General features: G+C 67.3%; 17 protein-coding genes. 4 read left to right on the top strand and 13 right to left on the bottom strand.

Features of this window, described 5'->3' with window-relative positions:
- The 7 genes from ABG085_RS01990 to ABG085_RS01960 all read right to left on the bottom strand — a co-directional run bounded on the left by ABG085_RS01990 (position 1) and on the right by ABG085_RS01960 (position 7,436).
- Positions 1 to 846, bottom strand: a complete 846-nt coding sequence (locus ABG085_RS01990) for an alpha/beta hydrolase (RefSeq protein WP_347977772.1) — start codon at positions 844 to 846, stop codon at positions 1 to 3.
- 86 nt (positions 847 to 932) lie between these two features.
- Positions 933 to 1,766 carry an alpha/beta hydrolase gene (locus ABG085_RS01985; RefSeq protein WP_347977771.1) on the bottom strand — a complete coding sequence of 278 codons (834 nt, stop codon included), beginning with the start codon at positions 1,764 to 1,766 and terminating at the stop codon, positions 933 to 935.
- 23 nt (positions 1,767 to 1,789) lie between these two features.
- Positions 1,790 to 2,614 carry an alpha/beta hydrolase gene (locus ABG085_RS01980; RefSeq protein WP_347977770.1) on the bottom strand — a complete coding sequence of 275 codons (825 nt, stop codon included), beginning with the start codon at positions 2,612 to 2,614 and terminating at the stop codon, positions 1,790 to 1,792.
- 87 nt (positions 2,615 to 2,701) lie between these two features.
- Positions 2,702 to 5,104, bottom strand: a complete 2,403-nt coding sequence (locus ABG085_RS01975) for a LuxR C-terminal-related transcriptional regulator (RefSeq protein ID WP_347977769.1) — start codon at positions 5,102 to 5,104, stop codon at positions 2,702 to 2,704.
- The gene (locus ABG085_RS01970) at positions 5,062 to 5,466 is read right to left on the bottom strand and encodes an ATP-binding protein (RefSeq protein WP_347977768.1); all 405 of its coding nucleotides are present in this window, start codon (positions 5,464 to 5,466) and stop codon (positions 5,062 to 5,064) included. Before ABG085_RS01970 ends, ABG085_RS01975 begins: the two co-directional genes overlap by 43 nt.
- Positions 5,467 to 5,664: 198 nt before the next feature.
- Positions 5,665 to 6,408, bottom strand: a complete 744-nt coding sequence (locus tag ABG085_RS01965; RefSeq protein WP_347977767.1) for an alpha/beta hydrolase — start codon at positions 6,406 to 6,408, stop codon at positions 5,665 to 5,667.
- A 38-nt stretch (positions 6,409 to 6,446) separates the two neighbouring features.
- Positions 6,447 to 7,436 (bottom strand): alpha/beta hydrolase, encoded by a 990-nt coding sequence (locus tag ABG085_RS01960; protein WP_347977766.1) that lies wholly within the window; start codon positions 7,434 to 7,436, stop codon positions 6,447 to 6,449.
- Positions 7,437 to 7,825: 389 nt separating this feature from the next.
- Here ABG085_RS01960 and ABG085_RS01955 point away from each other — a divergent pair, with 389 nt between their 5' ends.
- Complete coding sequence (locus ABG085_RS01955) at positions 7,826 to 8,563, top strand: SDR family NAD(P)-dependent oxidoreductase (RefSeq protein ID WP_347977765.1); 738 nt, start codon at positions 7,826 to 7,828, stop codon at positions 8,561 to 8,563.
- A gap of 34 nt (positions 8,564 to 8,597) precedes the next feature.
- Here ABG085_RS01955 and ABG085_RS01950 read toward each other — a convergent pair whose 3' ends face one another.
- Together ABG085_RS01950 and ABG085_RS01945 are read right to left on the bottom strand one after the other, a co-directional pair.
- Entirely contained in the window at positions 8,598 to 8,792 is a 195-nt protein-coding gene (locus ABG085_RS01950) for a hypothetical protein (RefSeq protein WP_347977764.1), read from the bottom strand.
- Positions 8,792 to 9,403, bottom strand: a complete 612-nt coding sequence (locus ABG085_RS01945) for a hypothetical protein (protein WP_347977763.1) — start codon at positions 9,401 to 9,403, stop codon at positions 8,792 to 8,794. Before ABG085_RS01945 ends, ABG085_RS01950 begins: the two co-directional genes overlap by 1 nt.
- A 222-nt stretch (positions 9,404 to 9,625) precedes the next feature.
- Between ABG085_RS01945 and ABG085_RS01940 the strand changes: the two genes are divergently transcribed.
- Both ABG085_RS01940 and ABG085_RS01935 read left to right on the top strand, forming a co-directional pair.
- On the top strand, positions 9,626 to 10,264 hold the full coding sequence (locus ABG085_RS01940) for a hypothetical protein (RefSeq protein ID WP_347977762.1): 639 nt from the start codon (positions 9,626 to 9,628) through the stop codon (positions 10,262 to 10,264).
- Positions 10,265 to 10,509: 245 nt separating this feature from the next.
- Positions 10,510 to 11,397, top strand: a complete 888-nt coding sequence (locus tag ABG085_RS01935) for an aldo/keto reductase (RefSeq protein WP_347979261.1) — start codon at positions 10,510 to 10,512, stop codon at positions 11,395 to 11,397.
- Positions 11,398 to 11,459: 62 nt separating this feature from the next.
- Here the strand turns inward: ABG085_RS01935 and ABG085_RS01930 are convergent, their stop codons facing one another.
- Together ABG085_RS01930 and ABG085_RS01925 are read right to left on the bottom strand one after the other, a co-directional pair.
- On the bottom strand, positions 11,460 to 11,825 hold the full coding sequence (locus ABG085_RS01930) for a DUF2255 family protein (protein WP_347977761.1): 366 nt from the start codon (positions 11,823 to 11,825) through the stop codon (positions 11,460 to 11,462).
- Between the two features lie 18 nt (positions 11,826 to 11,843).
- On the bottom strand, positions 11,844 to 12,665 hold the full coding sequence (locus ABG085_RS01925; protein ID WP_347977760.1) for an SDR family oxidoreductase: 822 nt from the start codon (positions 12,663 to 12,665) through the stop codon (positions 11,844 to 11,846).
- A gap of 163 nt (positions 12,666 to 12,828) precedes the next feature.
- On the opposite strand from ABG085_RS01925, the gene ABG085_RS01920 reads away from it, so the two are divergent.
- Positions 12,829 to 13,713: a helix-turn-helix transcriptional regulator gene (locus ABG085_RS01920; protein WP_347977759.1), complete on the top strand. Its 885-nt coding sequence runs from the start codon at positions 12,829 to 12,831 to the stop codon at positions 13,711 to 13,713.
- A 143-nt stretch (positions 13,714 to 13,856) separates the two neighbouring features.
- On the opposite strand, the gene ABG085_RS01915 is transcribed toward ABG085_RS01920, so the two are convergent.
- Entirely contained in the window at positions 13,857 to 14,942 is a 1,086-nt protein-coding gene (locus ABG085_RS01915; protein ID WP_347977758.1) for a family 43 glycosylhydrolase, read from the bottom strand.
- Positions 14,935 to 17,433, bottom strand: a complete 2,499-nt coding sequence (locus ABG085_RS01910; RefSeq protein WP_347977757.1) for a glycoside hydrolase family 78 protein — start codon at positions 17,431 to 17,433, stop codon at positions 14,935 to 14,937. Before ABG085_RS01910 ends, ABG085_RS01915 begins: the two co-directional genes overlap by 8 nt.
- Positions 17,434 to 17,449: the final 16 nt, after the last annotated feature.

Raw genomic sequence — 17,449 nt, 5'->3', positions numbered from 1 at the left:
CTACTTGGAGGCGTCGATGATCAGCGAGATCACCTTCTGGGGCTGGCTGATCATGGGGACGTGCGAGCTGTTCACCTCGACCGTGGTGGCGTTGGCGCGGGCGGCCATGGCACGCTCGGCTTCGGGCGGGATGATCCGGTCGTTCTTGGCGACCATGTACCAGCTCGGGATGGTCTCCCACGCCGCGGGGCCGGAAGGCACGACGAGCGAAGCGAGAGCGCCGGGCCGCTGGGAGCCGGCCATGCTCTGAGCGACCGACTTGGGGATGTCCTGCGCGAAAAGCTGCGGGAAGAATTCGGGGTCGATGTAGGCGTCGGCGTCTCCGGCGGTCGCTCCGGGGAAGGGCCGGAGGACCAGATGGTCGATGACGTCGGTGTGGCCTCCCCCCAGTGCGTTGGCAGCCTGAACCGACTCCCCTTCGGCGAGCGCGTAGGCGGCGATGTAGACGAGCGACTTGACGTTCGGGTTGCCGGTGGCGCCGTTGCTGATCACAGCTCCGCCGTACGAGTGGCCGACGAGGACGACGGGGCCGCTGATGGTGCTGAGGAACTGTCGCAGATACTCGCCGTCGTGTTGCGGGCCGCGCAGCGGGTTCGAGAACGAGATGACCGGGTATCCCTTGGCCTGGAGACCCGCCGCGACGAGGCTCCAGCCACTGGAGTCGGCGAACGCGCCGTGCACGAAGACGATCGTGGGCTTGATCGCCGGGGCCGGCAGGTTCTTCGCAGTCTGCGTCTGCGATGCGCTCGACGCGGCGGCGGGGAACGCTGCACCCCCGAGTGCGGCGAGCGAGAGTGCAGCGGCGACAGCGAGTGCCGCGATGCCTCTGCGGGTGGGCTTGCGCATGATGTTGCCTTTCGTTGTGCGGGTGGTGGATCTCGACCTCGACGGTTCAGCCGTCGGGCAGTCGGCGGATGATCGTGCGGATCGCGCTAACGGTTCGTCGCCGTGTCGGGCTTCACGGCGGCGGAGTGGGTGAGTGCCCACTGGAGTGCGTAGTCTGCGACCTCTTCCCAGCCGTCCTGACTGACGATCCGGTGGGTGCGTCCCGGGAACTCGATCCGTTCGACGAGCGACGGCCCGGACTGGTACTTCCGGAGGGTGGCCTTCTGTATGGCCGGTGGTGCGACGTGGTCGATGCCGCCGGAGATCAGCAGCAGTGGGGCCCGGCCGGGCTTGTGGAAGTCGACCTTGGTGATGCCGGTCTTCTTCTTGGGCAGCGACAGCACGCCCTCGAAGAACACCCGGTTCACGGAGTTGACGGCACTCGCCTCCCACTCCGCATCGGATTCGGCGCGGGTGAGGTCGTTGCCGAACGTGTAGTGGAAGTGTCGCCGGGAGAACCTGCTCGCCTTGTTGATGCGGAACGGGTTGGCGAGAATCGGGAGGCCGGTCCGAAGCGTGGACCATGGCAGTGCGAGCACGCCGGCGGGCTGCCCGGGTTCGACGCCCACTCCGGCGAGACCGAGCCCGCGATCCAGCAGCATCTGGATGAAGATGCCCCCGAAGGAGTGGCCCATGATGATGGGAGGTTCCGGCAGGGCGCGGATGATGCGGTCATAGGAGTCGACGATCTCGGTGATCGTGCGACCCTCCAGTGCCGTGGGATTGGCGCGCACGTCCTGCGGAGTCCGATCGCCGATCCCCGGCCATCCCGGCACGATGACCTCATGGCCCTGATCGCGGTACCGGTTGCCCCAGGTGTCCCAGCTGGAGGGAGTCATCCACAGTCCGTGGACGAGGACGATGGGGGGCTTGTCGTTCATGGGTTCTCGCCTTCGGGTTCGTTTCACGCGCGGATGAATCGGAGCAGGTCTGCGTGCAGGCGGTCACGGTCGGTGTCGGGCAGCCCGTGGGCGCCGCCTTCGTACACGGTCAACGTGGCACCCGCGATCACGTCGGCGGAGCGCTTGCCGCCCACCTCGAACGGGACGATCTGGTCGTCATCGCCGTGGATCACCAGCGTCGGGACGTCGACCTTGCCCAGGTCGTCGCGGAAGTCGGTGGCGGAGAAGGCGGCGATGCATTCGTAGGCTGCCCGGTGCCCACAGGCCATCGACTGCAACCAGAACGCATCGCGCACACCTTGCGAGATGTCGTTGTTGCGGTTGTTGCCGAAGAACGGACCGTCCGCGAGATCGCGATAGAGCTGTGAACGATCGGATGCCTCGCCGGCGCGAATCCCGTCGAATACGGCGATCGGCAGCCCTGCCGGGTTGTCTTCGGTCTGAAGCATCAGCGGTGGCACGGCGGAGACCAGCACCAGCTTGGCGATGCGGGCGGTGCCGTGGCGGCCGATGTACCGGACGATCTCGCCCCCACCGGTGGAGTGCCCGACGAGGGTGACGTCGGTGAGGTCGAGGTTCTCGACGAGACAGGCGAGGTCGTCGGCGTACGTGTCCATCTCGTTGCCGTGCCACGTCTGGCTGGAACGGCCGTGCCCACGCCGGTCGTGGGCGATGGCGCGGTGGCCGTTCTCTGCGAGGAAGCGGGCTGCGGCATCCCACGCGTCGGCGTTCAGTGGCCAGCCATGGCTGAGGATCACCGGCGAGCCGTCGGCGCCCCAGTCCTTGTAGAAGATCTGGGCGCCGTCTTCAGTGGTGACGAATGGCATCGTGGCCTCCCTGCGGAAAGGTGGGTGATGCCACCGATCGTGCCGGGACGGCGCTGCGAGCGAACCACGTGGTTCTCGTAGTCGTGCCTACGAGGCGCCTGGGCCGAGAGTGTCGGCGAGTTGGCGGCGGGAGCTCACGCCGAGCTTCCTGAACACCTTTCGGAGGTGGTAGTCGACGGTGTTCGTGCTGATGAAAAGAGTGGAGCTGATCTCCTGATTCGTGTTGCCGGCAGCTGCCATGCTGGCGATCGTGGCCTCGCGCGGAGTCAGCGAGGCCACCCCGGAGACCTCCGTCCGGGGTGATTGCTCCCCGGTGGCCGCCAGTTCCGACCGCGCTCGGGCCGCGAACGCGGGGGCGCCGGCATCTTCGAAGATGGAGAGCGCCGTCCTCAGTTGCTCTCGGGCATCCCTCCGGCGTTTCATACGGCGGAGCCACTCCCCGTACAGCAGGTGGGCGCGGCCGAGGTCGCCGATGGCCGTGCTCTGTTCCAGCCAGGCGATGGCCGAGAGGAACAGCGCTTCGGCTACCGGATCCGTCGCAAGCAGGGCGTCGCTGCGGTCGGCCAGACCTCGGATCCAGGGTGTGCCACTGACCTCGGCGTGATGGCGCAGCTGTCGCGCCGCCACGGCAGCCACCTCGGCATGGCCGCTGCGCATCGCAGCCTCGACGTAGTCCGGCCACTGCTGGTAGGTGACCTGCAGAAAGGGACGCTCCACCATGGGCTTGAGTCGCGCATACCCGTCCACGTAATGGCCCTCGGCGACATCCCGCACGCTCAGTCCCGTCATCGCGATCGTCCAGGCTCCCCCGAAGCCGGTGCCGATGATCGCCTCCGCGATCGCCTCGACCTGCGCCCGGGGTGCACCGACCCACGCCAGGTACGAGGCGTTGACCACCTGCTCGGCGGCATAGCCGATCGCGCGACGCAGTTCGCGCACCTGTTCGATATAGCGACCGGCGGCGGTCGGATTTCCTCGCACCAGCTCGAGGATGCTGAGCACCCAGAGCGCCGTGTCGAGCATCCTCAAAGAGCCGTTGTCCCGCGCGATGCGAGCCGTGCGTTCCAGCAGTTCGGCGCAGGCACGCTCGTCCCAGAGCCCCATCGTCAGCGCGACGCCGAACACCCCCAGCTCCAGGAGCGCGGCATCGTCGGCCGCCTGCAGCATCTCGACGGCGGCGCGCATCAGGGGCACCGCCTGGTCGTACGGCAACAGGATGTGCGCGCTCAGCGCGCGCAGCGCGATCGCGAGTGGGCCCTCCTGCACCTTCGCCCCCTCGTGGAGACGCTGCCCCAGCTCTTCCAGCGAGACGTCCTGCATCATCCACTCGGTGGTGAGAGCGAACTCGAATGCACGGATGAGTGTGCGTTGCTCGAGTCCAGGGGCGAGGCCGTGGAACGCGTCGGCTGCTGCGAGCAGGTCGGCGGATGAGCGCAGCACGCCACCTGGATCGCCCAGGAAGACAGCGAGCATCGCCCGCAGGCTGACCGCCCGCCCCCGCCCGATCCCGTCGAGCGCGTCGTCCTCCAGTTCGTCGAGCAGTGAGATCGCGAACTGTGCGGCTCCCGCCCCCGCCGCGGACTCGGCCGCCGCGATCCGGCGGTCGCTCCGCACACCCGCCGTCGAGGTGAGCTCTGCGGCTCGCGCAAGAAGGTTGGCGCGTGAAGAGAGACCGCCCCGCGTCGCCGCCCGGTCCGCGGCCGCCTCCAGTCTGGCCGCGACCCCATCGTCCGTGCCGGTGGCGGCGGCCGCGGAGTGCTGCGCCTCGACGTCCCACAGACCACGCTCTGCCGCCGAGCGCGCGAGCGCATCGTGCACTCCGCGTCTCTCGGCCGCAGGGAACGCTCCGTACACGGCGGACCGCACCAGCGGGTGCCTGAAGCGCACCGCCCTGCGGTCCACGCGGACGAAACCGGAGCCCTCGACTGCGCCGGCACCGTCAGCATCCAAGCCCAGATGGCGGGCGGCGCCCTCGATCAGATCCGTCGAGCCCGTCGGCTCCGCCGCGGCCAGCAGCAACCACTTCTGCACGCTCATCGGCTGCGCCCGCAGTTCGCGGATGTAGTGCAGCTCGAGTCGCCTTCCGATGGGAAAGGGCTGCTCTACCAGCGAGGCATCCGTCAGCTGCTGAATCGTGAACTCGTGCGCGAGATCGACCATCGCCAGCGGGTTCCCGCCCGTCTGCTCCGCGATCTGCGTCGCCAGGTAGGGATCGAAGGCTCCCGTCGTCGATTCCCGGAGGAGTTGCACCGCCGACAACGAATCCAGTCCGCGCAGTCGATGGCTCGGAATTCCCGCGGTGATCAGGTCGAAGGAGTCATCGTCGCGCGCCGAGAACAGCAGCACGGCGGACTCCGCCTGCAGCCGTCGAGCGACGAAGGCCAGCACCTCCAGCGACTCCCGGTCGAGCTGGTGCGCGTCGTCGATGACACAGACGACAGGTTGCTTCAGGCCGGCGGCTGCGAGCAGCGAGAGCACTCCGAGACCCACGAGGTAGCGGTCCGGTGGCGGACCGTCGGCGACACCGGATGCACTTCCAGCGCCTCACGCTGCCTTCTCGGGATCTCACCGAGCAGAGACTGCAAGGGCATGCCCAGTCGCTGCAAACCTGCGTACGGCAGTGCTGACTCGGCATGAAAGCCCGTCACGCGAAGCACCGTGGCGCCGCTGATGGACTGCGTCGCACTCCGGAGAAGAGTCGTCTTGCCGATACCGGGGTCGCCGCGAAGGATGAGGGCACCGCTTGTCCCATTGCGCGCAGCCGTGATCAGTCCCCGGATCAACTGGGCATCATGGGACCTTCCCAGAAGCGGGACGACCGTAGAGACCTCTTCGGCCGCCTCTGTATCCACGGGTTCCCTCCGTCCCGGAGCACGTCGTCGGTGCTGGTAGGCCAAGAGTGCCCGACGAACCGATCGCCTGTCGAGAAGAATTGGGACCGCTCCCAGATCAGCGGGAGCGCCGCACCCCTGGTGGGGCCTCGGCGACCCGCACAGTCGCCGATGCCCCGGGACCCGATCGGTCCCGGGGCATCAACAGATCAGGACGGGCTATGCGGCGGTCTGCGCGGATGACGCGACGTAGGCTTTGCCTGCTTCTGCGATGGTGGCGGCCACGGCTTCGGGGTTCGAAACCGATGTCGCGTGCGAGGCGCCGGCGATCTCGGTGGTGCCGCGGGAGGAGGCCCGTGCTGCGCCGGCGCGGAGGACGGCGACGGGGATGTTGCGGTCCTGATCGCCGAACACATGCCAGGACGGGATGTGCTTCCACGCCGGCCGGTCAGTGGCGAGTGCTTCCGACAGGGCAGCCTGGGTCACCGGGCGCTGCGTCGCCGCCATGATGTCGGTGACATCCTCAGGGACATCCGCCGCGAACTGGTCGTGGAACAGCTCCGGACGGATCACGAACTCGTTGCCACCCGTCGCGACGGGATACGCCGCGAGCGTGTCGCCCAGCGTGCTGCCGGGCGCGCTCGTGGAGAGGTCGAACGCGCTCTGCCCGGTCTCGGGCACGAAGGCGTTGACATACACGAGGCCGACGACGTTGCTGCTGTCCGCGGCGGCCTGCGTGATGATCATCCCGGCGTAGGAGTGGCCGACGAGGACGACCGGCCCGTCCACCGAGGCGATGACATCACGGACGTACGCGGCGTCGCTCGCGAGGCTGCGCAGCGGGTTGGCCACCGCGATCGCGTGGACTCCGTGCTCGTGCAGGCGGGCGATGACGCCGTTCCAGGACGCGGACTCGGCGAAGGCGCCGTGAACGAGGACGATGGTGGGCTTCTGGTTTGTCATGATCTGCTTCCTTCTCGTGTTTTCTCGGTGTGGGTGGATCAGGCGAGGGCGGTGGCCTTGGCCGGGGTGAGAACGGCCCGCGCGGGATCGAAGGCCTTGCGCAGGATGACGACGGCCTGCTCCACCGCGGCGGTGGTTGCCGCCGACGGGCGCAGCGGGTTGAGCATCATGAAGTCGTGGATGGTGGCGTCATAGCGGACAAGGGTGGTGCGCACCCCCGCCGCGATGAGCTTGCGTCCGTAGGCTTCGCCCTCATCGCGGAGGACGTCGTTCTCGTCCACGATGAGGAAGGTCTCGGGCAACCCGGCCAGATCGTCGACCGAACCCTGCAGCGGTGAGGCGGTGACGTCCTTGCGCGCCTCGGCGTCGGGAAGGTAACAGTCCCAGAACCAGGCCATCGCGTCGGCGCGCAGGTGGAAGCCCTCCGCGAACTCGCGGTAGCTGCCGGTGTCCATGGCGGAGTCGGTGACGGGGTAGTACAGCGACTGGTGGATGAAGGTCACATCCCCGCGTCGCTTGGCGAGGATCGCGACGACGGCCGCCATGTTGCCGCCGACGGAATCTCCGGCGATGGCCAGGCGCGCGGCATCCAGCCCCTTCGCGGCGCCGTCCCGCGTGATCCACTGCGCGACGGCGTAGGCCTGCTCGATGGCGACGGGATGCCGCGCCTCGGGCGACCGGTCGTACTCGACGAACACCACGGCAGCGTCCACTCCCGTCGCGATCTCGCGAACGAGACGGTCGTGAGTGCCGGCGTTGCCGAGGACCCAGCCTCCCCCGTGGACGAAGAGCACGGCCGGGAGCGGGCCGCTCGCACCGATCGGCTTCACGATGCGAACACGGACATCGCCGACGGCCGCCGGCACGGTAAGCCACTCCTCCTCGATGTCGGGTTTGTCGACGGGTGCAGCCTGCACGTCGTCGAGGAGTTTGCGAGCACCTTCGACGCCGAGATCGGCGAGGAACGGTGGGGCCGAGGTGAGGTCGGCGAACGCCTGGGCCTCCGGCTGCAGAGTGTGGTCGAACATGTCGGTTCCTTCTGTCTCGTGACGGGTGGGCGGTGCGAGAGCTCGACCGGTTCATGGTGAGCCTGCAAGGAAGACCGGGGATCCCTCGCCGTTGTGACACTCATGTCGATCGTCGCGAACGCCGCCAACACGCCGGCAGCCGACGAGCGCCCCGGACCGTGAACCCCGACGGGCCGCATCGCGCTGCCACCGCTGCAGCCTGACGGCACTCTCCGCTCGACCGTTCCCCCGACAGCACGCGGCATCCGTCACAACTCGCGCTCCTCCCCTGTCATAGCTCTGGGCGCCGACCGTGCGCCCTCGGCTCGCGGAGGGCCATAGGAACCCCACATCGTGGCTTCCTTGAACCCCTCCCGCGGGTCACTGACATACGGGTATCGGAGGAACAGATGAGTGACAGCCTCGGCGATCGCGTCGTACTGGTGACCGGCGCGTCTTCGGGAATCGGGCGCGCCACCGCCCTGGCGCTCGCACGCGGCGGGGCGAAGGTCGCCGCAGGCGCGCGACGACGGGACCGACTCCGCTCTCTCGCCGACGAAGCGCCCGGTGAGCTGGTCGTACTCGAACTCGACGTCGCCGACCCCGAGTCCGTCAACCGGGCGATCGCGGCGACGGTAGAGAGGTTCGGGCGTCTGGACGCTCTCGTGAACAACGCGGGGATCATGCAGAACGGAATGATTCTGGGGGCGGATACGCGCGAGTGGGTCAGCATGGTCGAGACCAATCTGCTGGGCTCCATGTATGCGGTCCACGCAGCACTGCCTCATCTGATCGAAGCGCGGGGCGCGATCGTCCAGGTGTCTTCGACGTCCGGTCGCATCGCTTCACTCGGGAGCGGTGCGTATTCGGCGACCAAGTTCGGCATCTCGGCATTCACCGAGGCCCTGCGTCAAGAGGTCACGGGCCGCGGGGTGCGCGTCACGCTGATCGAACCCGGGTTCGTCTCCACCGAGCTCACCAGCCACATCACCGATCCGGCGATGCGGGCAACCGCGGCTGAGATCGCGCAGTCGATGCGGACGCTGGCCGCGGAGGATATCGCGCAGGCAGTGGTCTACGCGCTGAGCCAGCCCGACCATGTCGCGGTGAATGAGATCCTCATCCGCCCCACCGATCAGGTCCGCTGACACGGGTTCTCGGGGGAATCGGCGTGCGCCTGCGTCAGTAGTCGGCGTGCGCCTCCCTCGAGATGTCGAGCTCGGTCTCTGCTGCTGCCCACGCGACGAGCGCGTTGTCGAGCTGTCGCCCAAGCCACTCCGCGGACAGCGATTCGGCCGCAAGGAGCGAGAGCTTCTTCTGCCGTTCGTCGACGGTCCCTGTGAGATCGTCGGGCGTGCAAGAGCGTGGATCTTCCATCAGATGTGCACCCGTCGGCTCGAAGACGCTGCGCGGATCCGGCGGCGTTCGTAGGTCAGCGTCGCGGTGAGGAGCAGCAACCCGACGGTCACCCCCGAGATCTGCGCCAGAACAGGCTCCACGTCCCATCCGAAGATCAGAACGAGAGCGATGATCGCTCCCCCGAGCACGGCGTTCACGGCTCCGATCATGCTCGCCATCGTGAAGAGGAACGAGGAGCGGGAGTAGCGCACACCCAGTTCGCCGGTGCGCGGGCTGTCGAGCGAGATCAGGTCCGGTCCCGAAGGGTGCAGGCTGACGAAGTGTTCACGGATCCGCTCCATGCGCCGGCGCACGGTGATGTTCTCGACGCTGGTGTCGACCAGTCGCACGACGGTGAACCACCCGAGCATGAAGATCGTCGGAAAGACGGTGAAGGCGAGACTGGCCAGCAGCGCCGGTGATCCGCCCGCGAAGCCGATCGCCACCAGCCCGCCGGACAGCGTCGACAAGTAGATCGTGCTGCGCGTCCCGGCTTCGCTGATGGTCGAGCTCGCGACCGATTGCAGCACGAAGAGCTCTGTGCCCACGGCGCTGTTGAACGCGGCGGCGTTGGAGTCGGCATCCGCCATCACACGCTCCTCACGATCGCGGCCGCGTCGGCGCCCGTCGCCAGTTCGCCATGGTCAGTCATCAGAGGTCCTTCCTTCCGGTGTCGATTGTGAGCCGGTCGCGACCGTCATCGATCGGCAGCCCACGCAAGACAGGACCGGGTGAAGCGCGGGAATGTGACGACGGGAAGAGAGAAGAGTCGTGTCGTGGTGCGGCAGCCGCGGGTACGGCAGGATGCTCTCATGCCTCGACCACGCCCACACCGCGGAGTGGCTTCGGCAGCCGTTGGTGTCGTCGCCCTCGCCGCTGTGTCTCTCAGCGGATGCGCGTCGCAGACGCCGGGAACGGATGCCGCCGATCCGAGCTCGATCGCTGAGCGCGCGAGCGTCGTCGGTATCGCGCCTGAACTCGTGTACACGACCGAGGTGGACGGCTACGATCTGGCGCCGCAGTCGGTCGGGCCGGGTGCCGCTGACGGGATGTCGGCCACCTGGGTCAAGGGGACCACCGGGGCCATGCTGACCATCCGAACGGACCGAGGCGAGCTGACGGCGGACTCCTGCGCCGAGACCCCATTGTGGGAAGCACCGGACGAACCGGTGACCTGCACCGATGAGGAAGGGGTCTGGCACCGATCAGGCGGAGGTGTCCACGAGTACATCGCCGCCCGGGACGGCGCGTTGATCCGAGTCACGGGCATGAGCGACGCCTCGCCCGAAGAGCTTCTGGCGGCCGCGAAGGCCGCGCATGTGCCGTCGGATGCCGAACTCGAACTCCTCTTCTCCGACCTGCCGGAGGTCGCCCCCGAGCCCGTCGAGCGCGGGGATCTGCCCGAGAACGGCGACGGTGCGCCGATCGATCCGGTCGGACCGGGGGGCTGACGCGGCGCCACTCTTGTTCGTGCGTTGCCACGCCGTTGCCGCGCGCGTCGTACTCGGCCTCGGTGACGTGGTGGCCCCAGATGGCGCTGGGCTGGGATATGCAGGGTATGCCCTCCGGGATGCGACTGCCATGCGGTTCGCGCACCGGGAGCGAAGCGGACGAGACCGGCGCTTGCCTGGCCGGGTGGCAGGGGTGTAATACCAGTCACTCCCAGCGGCGGGTCGTGCGTTCTTACAGTCGGAACATGGTGATCCAACTCGAACTGAACAACGGAGTGACGATGCCGACCCTCGGCCTCGGTGTCTTCCAGACGCCGGCTGCCGAAACAGCTGACGCCGTGACGACCGCGCTCCGCACGGGCTACCGCCACATCGACACCGCGGCCTCCTACGGGAACGAGCGCAGCGTGGGCGAAGGCATCCGCGCATCCGGGATCGATCGTGGCGAGATCTTCCTGGAATCCAAAATCTGGGTCAGCGACTTCGGCTACGACGAGACCCTCCACGCTTATGACAAAGCCGTCGGCAAGCTCGGCGTCGATGTCATCGACCTGCTGATCCTGCACCAGCCGCTCGCGAGTCGGTTCGACCGGACCATCGCTGCCTATCAGGCGCTCGAGCAGCTGCTTGCTGACGGTCGAGTCCGTGCGATCGGGGTCTCCAACTTCCAGCCGCAGCACCTCGCCGACCTGCAGGCGCAGACGAGCGTGGTGCCGGCGGTGAACCAGATCGAGCTGCACCCGTACTCGCAGCAGCGCGTGCTTCAGAACCTGCACGCGGAACTGGGCATCGTGACGCAGGCATGGTCTCCGATCGGCGGCATCACGTTCTACCCCGGATTCGGGGACGACCGCCGGAGCACCTTGGACGACGAGGCGCTGCAGGGGATCGGTGCAGCCCACGGGAAGAGCGCGGCGCAGGTGATGCTGCGCTGGCACGTGCAGCAAGGCCGCTCGGCCATCCCCAAGTCCGTGAAGCCGGAGCGGATCGCGGAGAACTTCGACATCTTCGACTTCGAGCTCACGCCCGAAGAGCTATCCCACATCGACGGGCTCGACACGGGCAGCAGCACGTATCAGCCCTCCACCGACGCGGATGACCGGTACCTGTCCTTCGACATCCCCGAGGCGTGACGGAGTCAGCCCCTCGTCCCGACTCGGGACGAGGGGCTGACTCGTTCGGGCTGCGTGACCGACTACCTCGGCTCGATGCGAAGCGTCGTGGTCTTCGCGACAGAACTCGTGATGTGCTGGGATGGCGCACCACGGCCGTACTTCGCGAAGTAGGCGTCATCGATGTCCGGGTCACGAGTGCGGTCGGGGATGTAGGTGACAGGGTGCGTGCGTCCGCCCCAGGACACGAACCCCTCCAGATGGCGGATGACGCCCTTGTACCACTGGCCCTCGGAGCCGTACACGGAACGGACGTACAGAGCGCCGTCGACCACGACGTGCCATACGGTGACGAGCGTGCGGGCGGAACCGTCTTGGCGGCGACCGGCGACGCGGATCTCGCTCGCGCGAGCAACCGTGTCGATTTCTTGCTTGGTCCAGGTACTCACGTCAATTCTCCAATCAGGTCAGCCGAGCTGACCGGCGCGCATGGCCGCGATGACCCCGCCGTCGATGAGCAGGTCCGCGCCCGTGATGAAGGCACCCTCGGGGCCGAGCAGGTAGGCGGCGATGTTCCCGATCTCGACCGGGGCACCCATCCGTCGTGCGGCGGAGGTGTCGATCATCGCGGCATAGCCGGCGGCATTCGGGCCGGACATCTCGTCCTGGGCCAGAGGCGTGGAGATGATGCCGGGGCTGAGGCAATTCACCCGAGCGCCGCGCGCACCCCACTCCACGGCAGCTGCCTGCACGCGAAGCGCGTTGGCGCGTTTGGCGAGGGTGTACGCGGCACCCGAATCTCCGACCGTTTCCGGGTCGAGCGCCGCGAGGCCGAGGAGATCCGCGGCAGGAGTGTAGGCGAGAGCGTGCTCGATGTCTTTCGAGTAGCCGTCACCCATGTGCCCGGCCATGCTCGCGATCACGACACCGGACCCTCCGGGCGCGATCACGCGACCGAACTCTTCGAGAACGTAGGCCGTGCCGGCGAGGTCGACCTCCAGGACGCGCCGTGTGCTGGCTTGGACCGGCGAGACGCCGGCCGCGACGATCACGCGGGTGACATCGCCGAGGCTCGCCGCGGCGTCGGCGAGGGATGCGACGGAGCCGTGGTCGGCGATATCGATCTGCTGAGTGGTGACGTCGTAGCCTTCGTCGTGCAGCCGGGAGGCGACGTCTGCCATCGCCCGTTCGTTGAAATCCGCGAGGAAGAGTTTGCGGCCCACGGCGGCGCGGCGGCCGACTGCGACGCCGATGCTTCCGGTGCCGATGAGGACGGCGATTTCAGTCATGAGGTGGTTCCTTCTCGGTGGGCGTCCGTAGCGCTATCAGTCAGGGCAGGGCAGCGAGGCTTGCGTATTCCACTGAACTCCACTCGCCCGGTCACAGGTAGTGGCTGCTCTTCCGTGTAACGCCAGTACCTCCCAGCAGACGAAATGGCGCGCGTACCGTGGGATGGTGACCAACAGCAAAGATGTTCAGGAGTTCCTGAAGTCGCGCCGTGCCCGGATCACACCCGAGATGGCCGGCGTGCAGACCCACGGCGGTGTCCGCCGCGTCCCCGGCCTGCGTCGCGAAGAGCTCGCAATGATCTCGGGGATGAGCGTCGACTATTACAACCGCCTCGAGCGAGGCAACCTCTCCGGCGTGTCCGACAGCATCCTGTCGTCCCTCGCCCGTGCGCTCGAACTCGACGACGCCGAGCGGGCCTATCTGTTCGACCTCGCCAAGGCGGCCAGCGCCTCCCCGCCTCGGCACCGACGCCGGTCGGTGCAGAAGGTGCGGCCCAGCGTGCAGCACCTGCTGGACGGGATGACCGGGGTGCCGGCCTTCGTTCAGAACGGGCGTCTCGATGTGATCGCCATGAACAGCCTGGCCAAGGCGCTGTATCACGCGGACGACGACGAGCCGGTGAATTTCGCCCGGTACGTCTTCCTCGACGAAACCTCCGTCACCGAGCTCCCGGCGTGGGACGCGATGGCGAGGGACATCGTTGCGATCCTTCGCCAGGAAGCCGCCCGTGACCCTCATAACCGCGATCTGTCCGATCTGATCGGCGAACTCTCCACGAGAAGTGAGAAGTTCCGGAAGATGTGGGCCGAGCAGAACGTCCGCTTCCATCGCACCGGCACGAAGTCGTTCCACCACCCGGCCGTCGGGCAGTTCGAACTCACGTTCCAGGCTATGCAGCTGCCCGGCGACGAAGGCCTCACCCTGTTCGCGTACACCGCGGAGCCTGGCACGCCCGCCGCGGACGCACTTGCGCTCCTCGCCAGCTGGAGCGCCACCGAACGGGCTTCGAGCAGATCAGGATCATCCGCACGGCCGGGCACCGAATGACCGCCGACAGCACCCTTCGAATCCCGCGACGTCCTCGAGCAGATCAATCGCTCGCAGCCGCAGACTGACCCGGAGACCACCGTGACGGACACCACGGACCACGACCAGCGACGGATGGCGGTCTCCGCGATGGGTGCGGTGATTCAGCGGTCGGCGAAGTCTTCGACACGCCATTCGTCCGACCACTCGATGAGCGGGATCTCGCCGTCGAAGCGGATCGGCAGCCACACGTAGTCGGCGATCGCGGTGTTCTCTCCCAGGCCCGCGGCCATCGCTGAACGATCGCCCCTCGCCTCTGCCGGAGGCGCTTCGCCGCGCGCCATCGCGGCAACGATCTCGTAGACGTTCGGCATGTCCTTCGGCAGCTGCGGGAGCCACCGATCGGCGAGCGCGATGTACAGATCCTTCTTGTGCGGGTGTTCGAAGACAGAGCTGATCTGCGAGCGGTAGGAGGTCCTCGTCGGGTCACCCGGGTGGGGGTCGCCCAGGATGGACCAGGGCCCGTGGTGTTCGGGGGCGGAGGCGATCTCGCTGAAGTTGGGGAAGTACCCGGTGGACCCTGATGTCACCAGGTAGTGCACACCGTCGCGGGTGAAGTGTGCCGGGGCCTCACGTGTGAAGGGCGGCCCGGGGTGTGGGAAGTGCGTGCTGTACTCGCCCGAGACATCCGTGTAGTCCTCGGTGAGTTCCGCGCACACCAGGTCGGTGTGCACCTTCTCGAAGTAGTAGTACGCCTTCTTGGTGTCGGCGTCGACGACGAGGTCGAAATCGCCGGCACTCATCCCGAGCGGTTGCAGTCCGGTCTGGATGATCTCGTACGGTCCGAGCAAGTGGTCCGCGGTGAGGACTGTGGATGCCTGAGTGTCGTGCGCTCCCTCGCCCATCACCTTCAGCCAGCACACGTACTTCTTGGTCGCCTCGTTGAAGATGATGTGCGGGCGGTCCATCTTCTGCGCGGGATGGAGCGGAGACGCGGGGTCGTCCAGCACGGGCGGGATGATCAGGCCGCGGTCTTCCCAGTTGTAGAGGTCTGTCGAGACGTAGGCACGCACGCCCCAATGCCAGTTCCCACTGCCGGGGGTTGTCCGCTCCTTGTTCTCGCCGTACCAGTAGAAGGTGCCGTCCTCGTAGTGGATCGAACCGCCGTGGGCTTGGATTCGATTGCCGGTGGTGTCCAGCCACGGCTCCCCGGGACGAATCGATGTGCGCACCGCGGTGGGGTCAGACATGGACGGCCTCTCGCGAGTCGCTGATTGCGATCTCCAAGTCGCGGGCGAGATCTGCGACCGCTGCACCAGGCATCCGTTCGAGGACGGCACTGAGCGGCATCGCCGCCAGGTGGGCTCCCGCCGCGTCGATCGGCACACCGGGAAAGTACACCTTGAAGACGTCGACGACTGCGGCCCAGATGCGAGGGTCCGCCGAGATCTCTTTGATCGGTGTGTCCATCGTGAAAGTCGCCCGCTCCCCGTATCCCACCGGCGCGCTATAGCGCCAGGAGTGCTCGCCCGGTCCGACCTCCTCGATCGACCCCTGAGGGTGCAGCGGGAGTCTCACCGTGGCGGTGGTCCCGGCTGGGATGGTGACCTCGACGATCATTTCACCGTCCTGCACCCGCCACGACACCTCGGCCAACCCGTACGGCGTCGCGTGGGACGTGCGTGCGGACATCAGGCCGCCACCTGGTTTGGGGGCGATGGAGATCCGCTTCCATCCGGGCTCCTGCCTCGAAAGTCCGCCCACGACTCGATGCAGCCAATCCGCGACTGCGCCCAGTGCGTAGTGGTTGAGGCTGGTCATGCCGGTCGAGTTCAGTGTGCCGTCGGGAAGAACCGCGTCCCAGCGCTCCCAGATGGTTGTCGCCCCCATTGTGATCGGATACAGGAAGGAGGGGCACTGCTTCTCGAGCAGCATCTTGTACGCCTCATCGATATGACCGGTGCTGCTCAGCGCATCGGTGACCAGAGGAGTTCCCGCAAAGCCCGTGGAGATCGTGTAGCCGGCTGCTTCGACGATCTCGGCGAGCCGAGCTCCTGCTTTCGGTCTCTGCGCCTCACCGAGGATGTCGAACATGATCGTCAGCGCGTATGCCGTGGCGGACTCGTTCACGACCCGTCCCGACTCGGTCACGAACTCGCGCCGGAACGCGTCCAGCACCCGACGATGCATGTCGGCGAAGTGCGCCGCATCGGCGGCACGTCCGAGAAGCTCTGCGGCCGCCGCCATCTCACGTGTGGTCTTGCACAAGTACGCGTTGGCCACGAGGTAGCGGTCGGTCTTGCCGCCGGCGGGGTTATTCGCCGGCGCATCGGGGTCCAGCCAGTCTCCGAACTGGAATCCCGAACTCCACAGTCCACCGTCATCGAGCAGGTCCTCGACCTGGCGCATGAACGTGGACATCGACTCGTAACTCTCACGGAGGATCGCGAGGTCCCCGTACTCCTGGTACAGCGCCCAGGGAAGGCTTACTGCGACATCGCTCCACAGGGCCGTGGGAGTCGATGCGGTCGGCAGCACATCGGGTACGACCCAGGGAACGGTCCCCGACTCGCGCTGCTCGGCGGCGAGATCCCGCAACCAGGAGCCGAGGACGCCGCGGGTGTCGTACAGGTACGTCGCCGCCGGCGCGAACGCGTTCAGATCACCGGTCCAGCCGAGGCGCTCGTCACGCTGCGGGCAGTCCGTCGGCACGCCGACGAAGTTGCCACGCATCGACCACACGGTGTTCTCGTGCAGCTTGTCGACAAGCGGATGAGAGGTCTCGAACCACCCGGTGCGGGTCATGTCGCTGTGCACGACGATCGCCCGCAGCGCGTCGGGATCGATCTCTCCCGGCCATCCGTCGACCTGTACGTACCGGAATCCGTGGAAGGTGAATCCGGGCTCCCATGACTCCGTTCCGGAGCCGCGCAGCGTGTAGCTGTCCGTGGCATCAGCCGTCCGGTTCGTCTCGTGTTCGAGTTCGCCATCCGGGGTGAGCAGCTCAGCGTGGCGCAGCGTGATCGTGCGGCCCCGGTCGCCGCTGACCGTCAGTCGCACCCAGCCGGAGAGGTTCTGGCCGAAGTCGACGATCATCCTGCCGGAAGGGCTCTTCGTGATGCTGATAGGCGCACGCTCCTCGACCCGCCGGATCGGGGGCGCCGAAGGCGACTCGAGAGTGGAGAGATCCCAGGGGAACGGCTGGGCTCCGGCCCAATTGCTGTCGTCGAAGCCCGCGCGGGTCCAGCCTTCCGGCTCCAGGCGCGCATCATGAACTTCACCCGAATAGATGCCGTTTGCGCGCACGCTCCCCGACCCGACCCGGAACGTCTCATCCGAGACGATGAACTCGGTGCGGTCCGGGTAGCCGATCTCGAGTTCGAGGAACAGCGCAGGGCGGTCGGCGTAATTGTGGCGAGTGTTCTCCCACGTCAGCCCACCGACCGCCCAGCCCTCGCCCACGATTGCGCCGACGGCATTCGCTCCCACCCGTAGCTGATCGGTGACGTCGTACGAGCTCACCATCAACCGGTTGCGGTACGACGTCCAACCGGGTGCGAGCACCTCGTCCCCGACCCGTGCTCCGTTCAGATGCGGTTCGACGATCCCGAGCGCGGTGACTCGGAGCATGGCGCGAGCAGGTGTCTCCACGAGGTCGAACTCTCGGCGGAAGTACACCGCCGGGTCCCCTGCTTCGGTCGGGGCGGTCGCGCTGATGAACGACGCGTGCCAACTGGTCATCGGATGCTCCTTGATG

This window comes from Microbacterium sp. ProA8 (assembly GCF_039905635.1).
Lineage (GTDB): Bacteria > Actinomycetota > Actinomycetes > Actinomycetales > Microbacteriaceae > Microbacterium > Microbacterium chionoecetis.
Note: the sequence above shows the minus strand (reverse complement) of the source record. Positions and strands in the feature narration are given on the sequence as shown.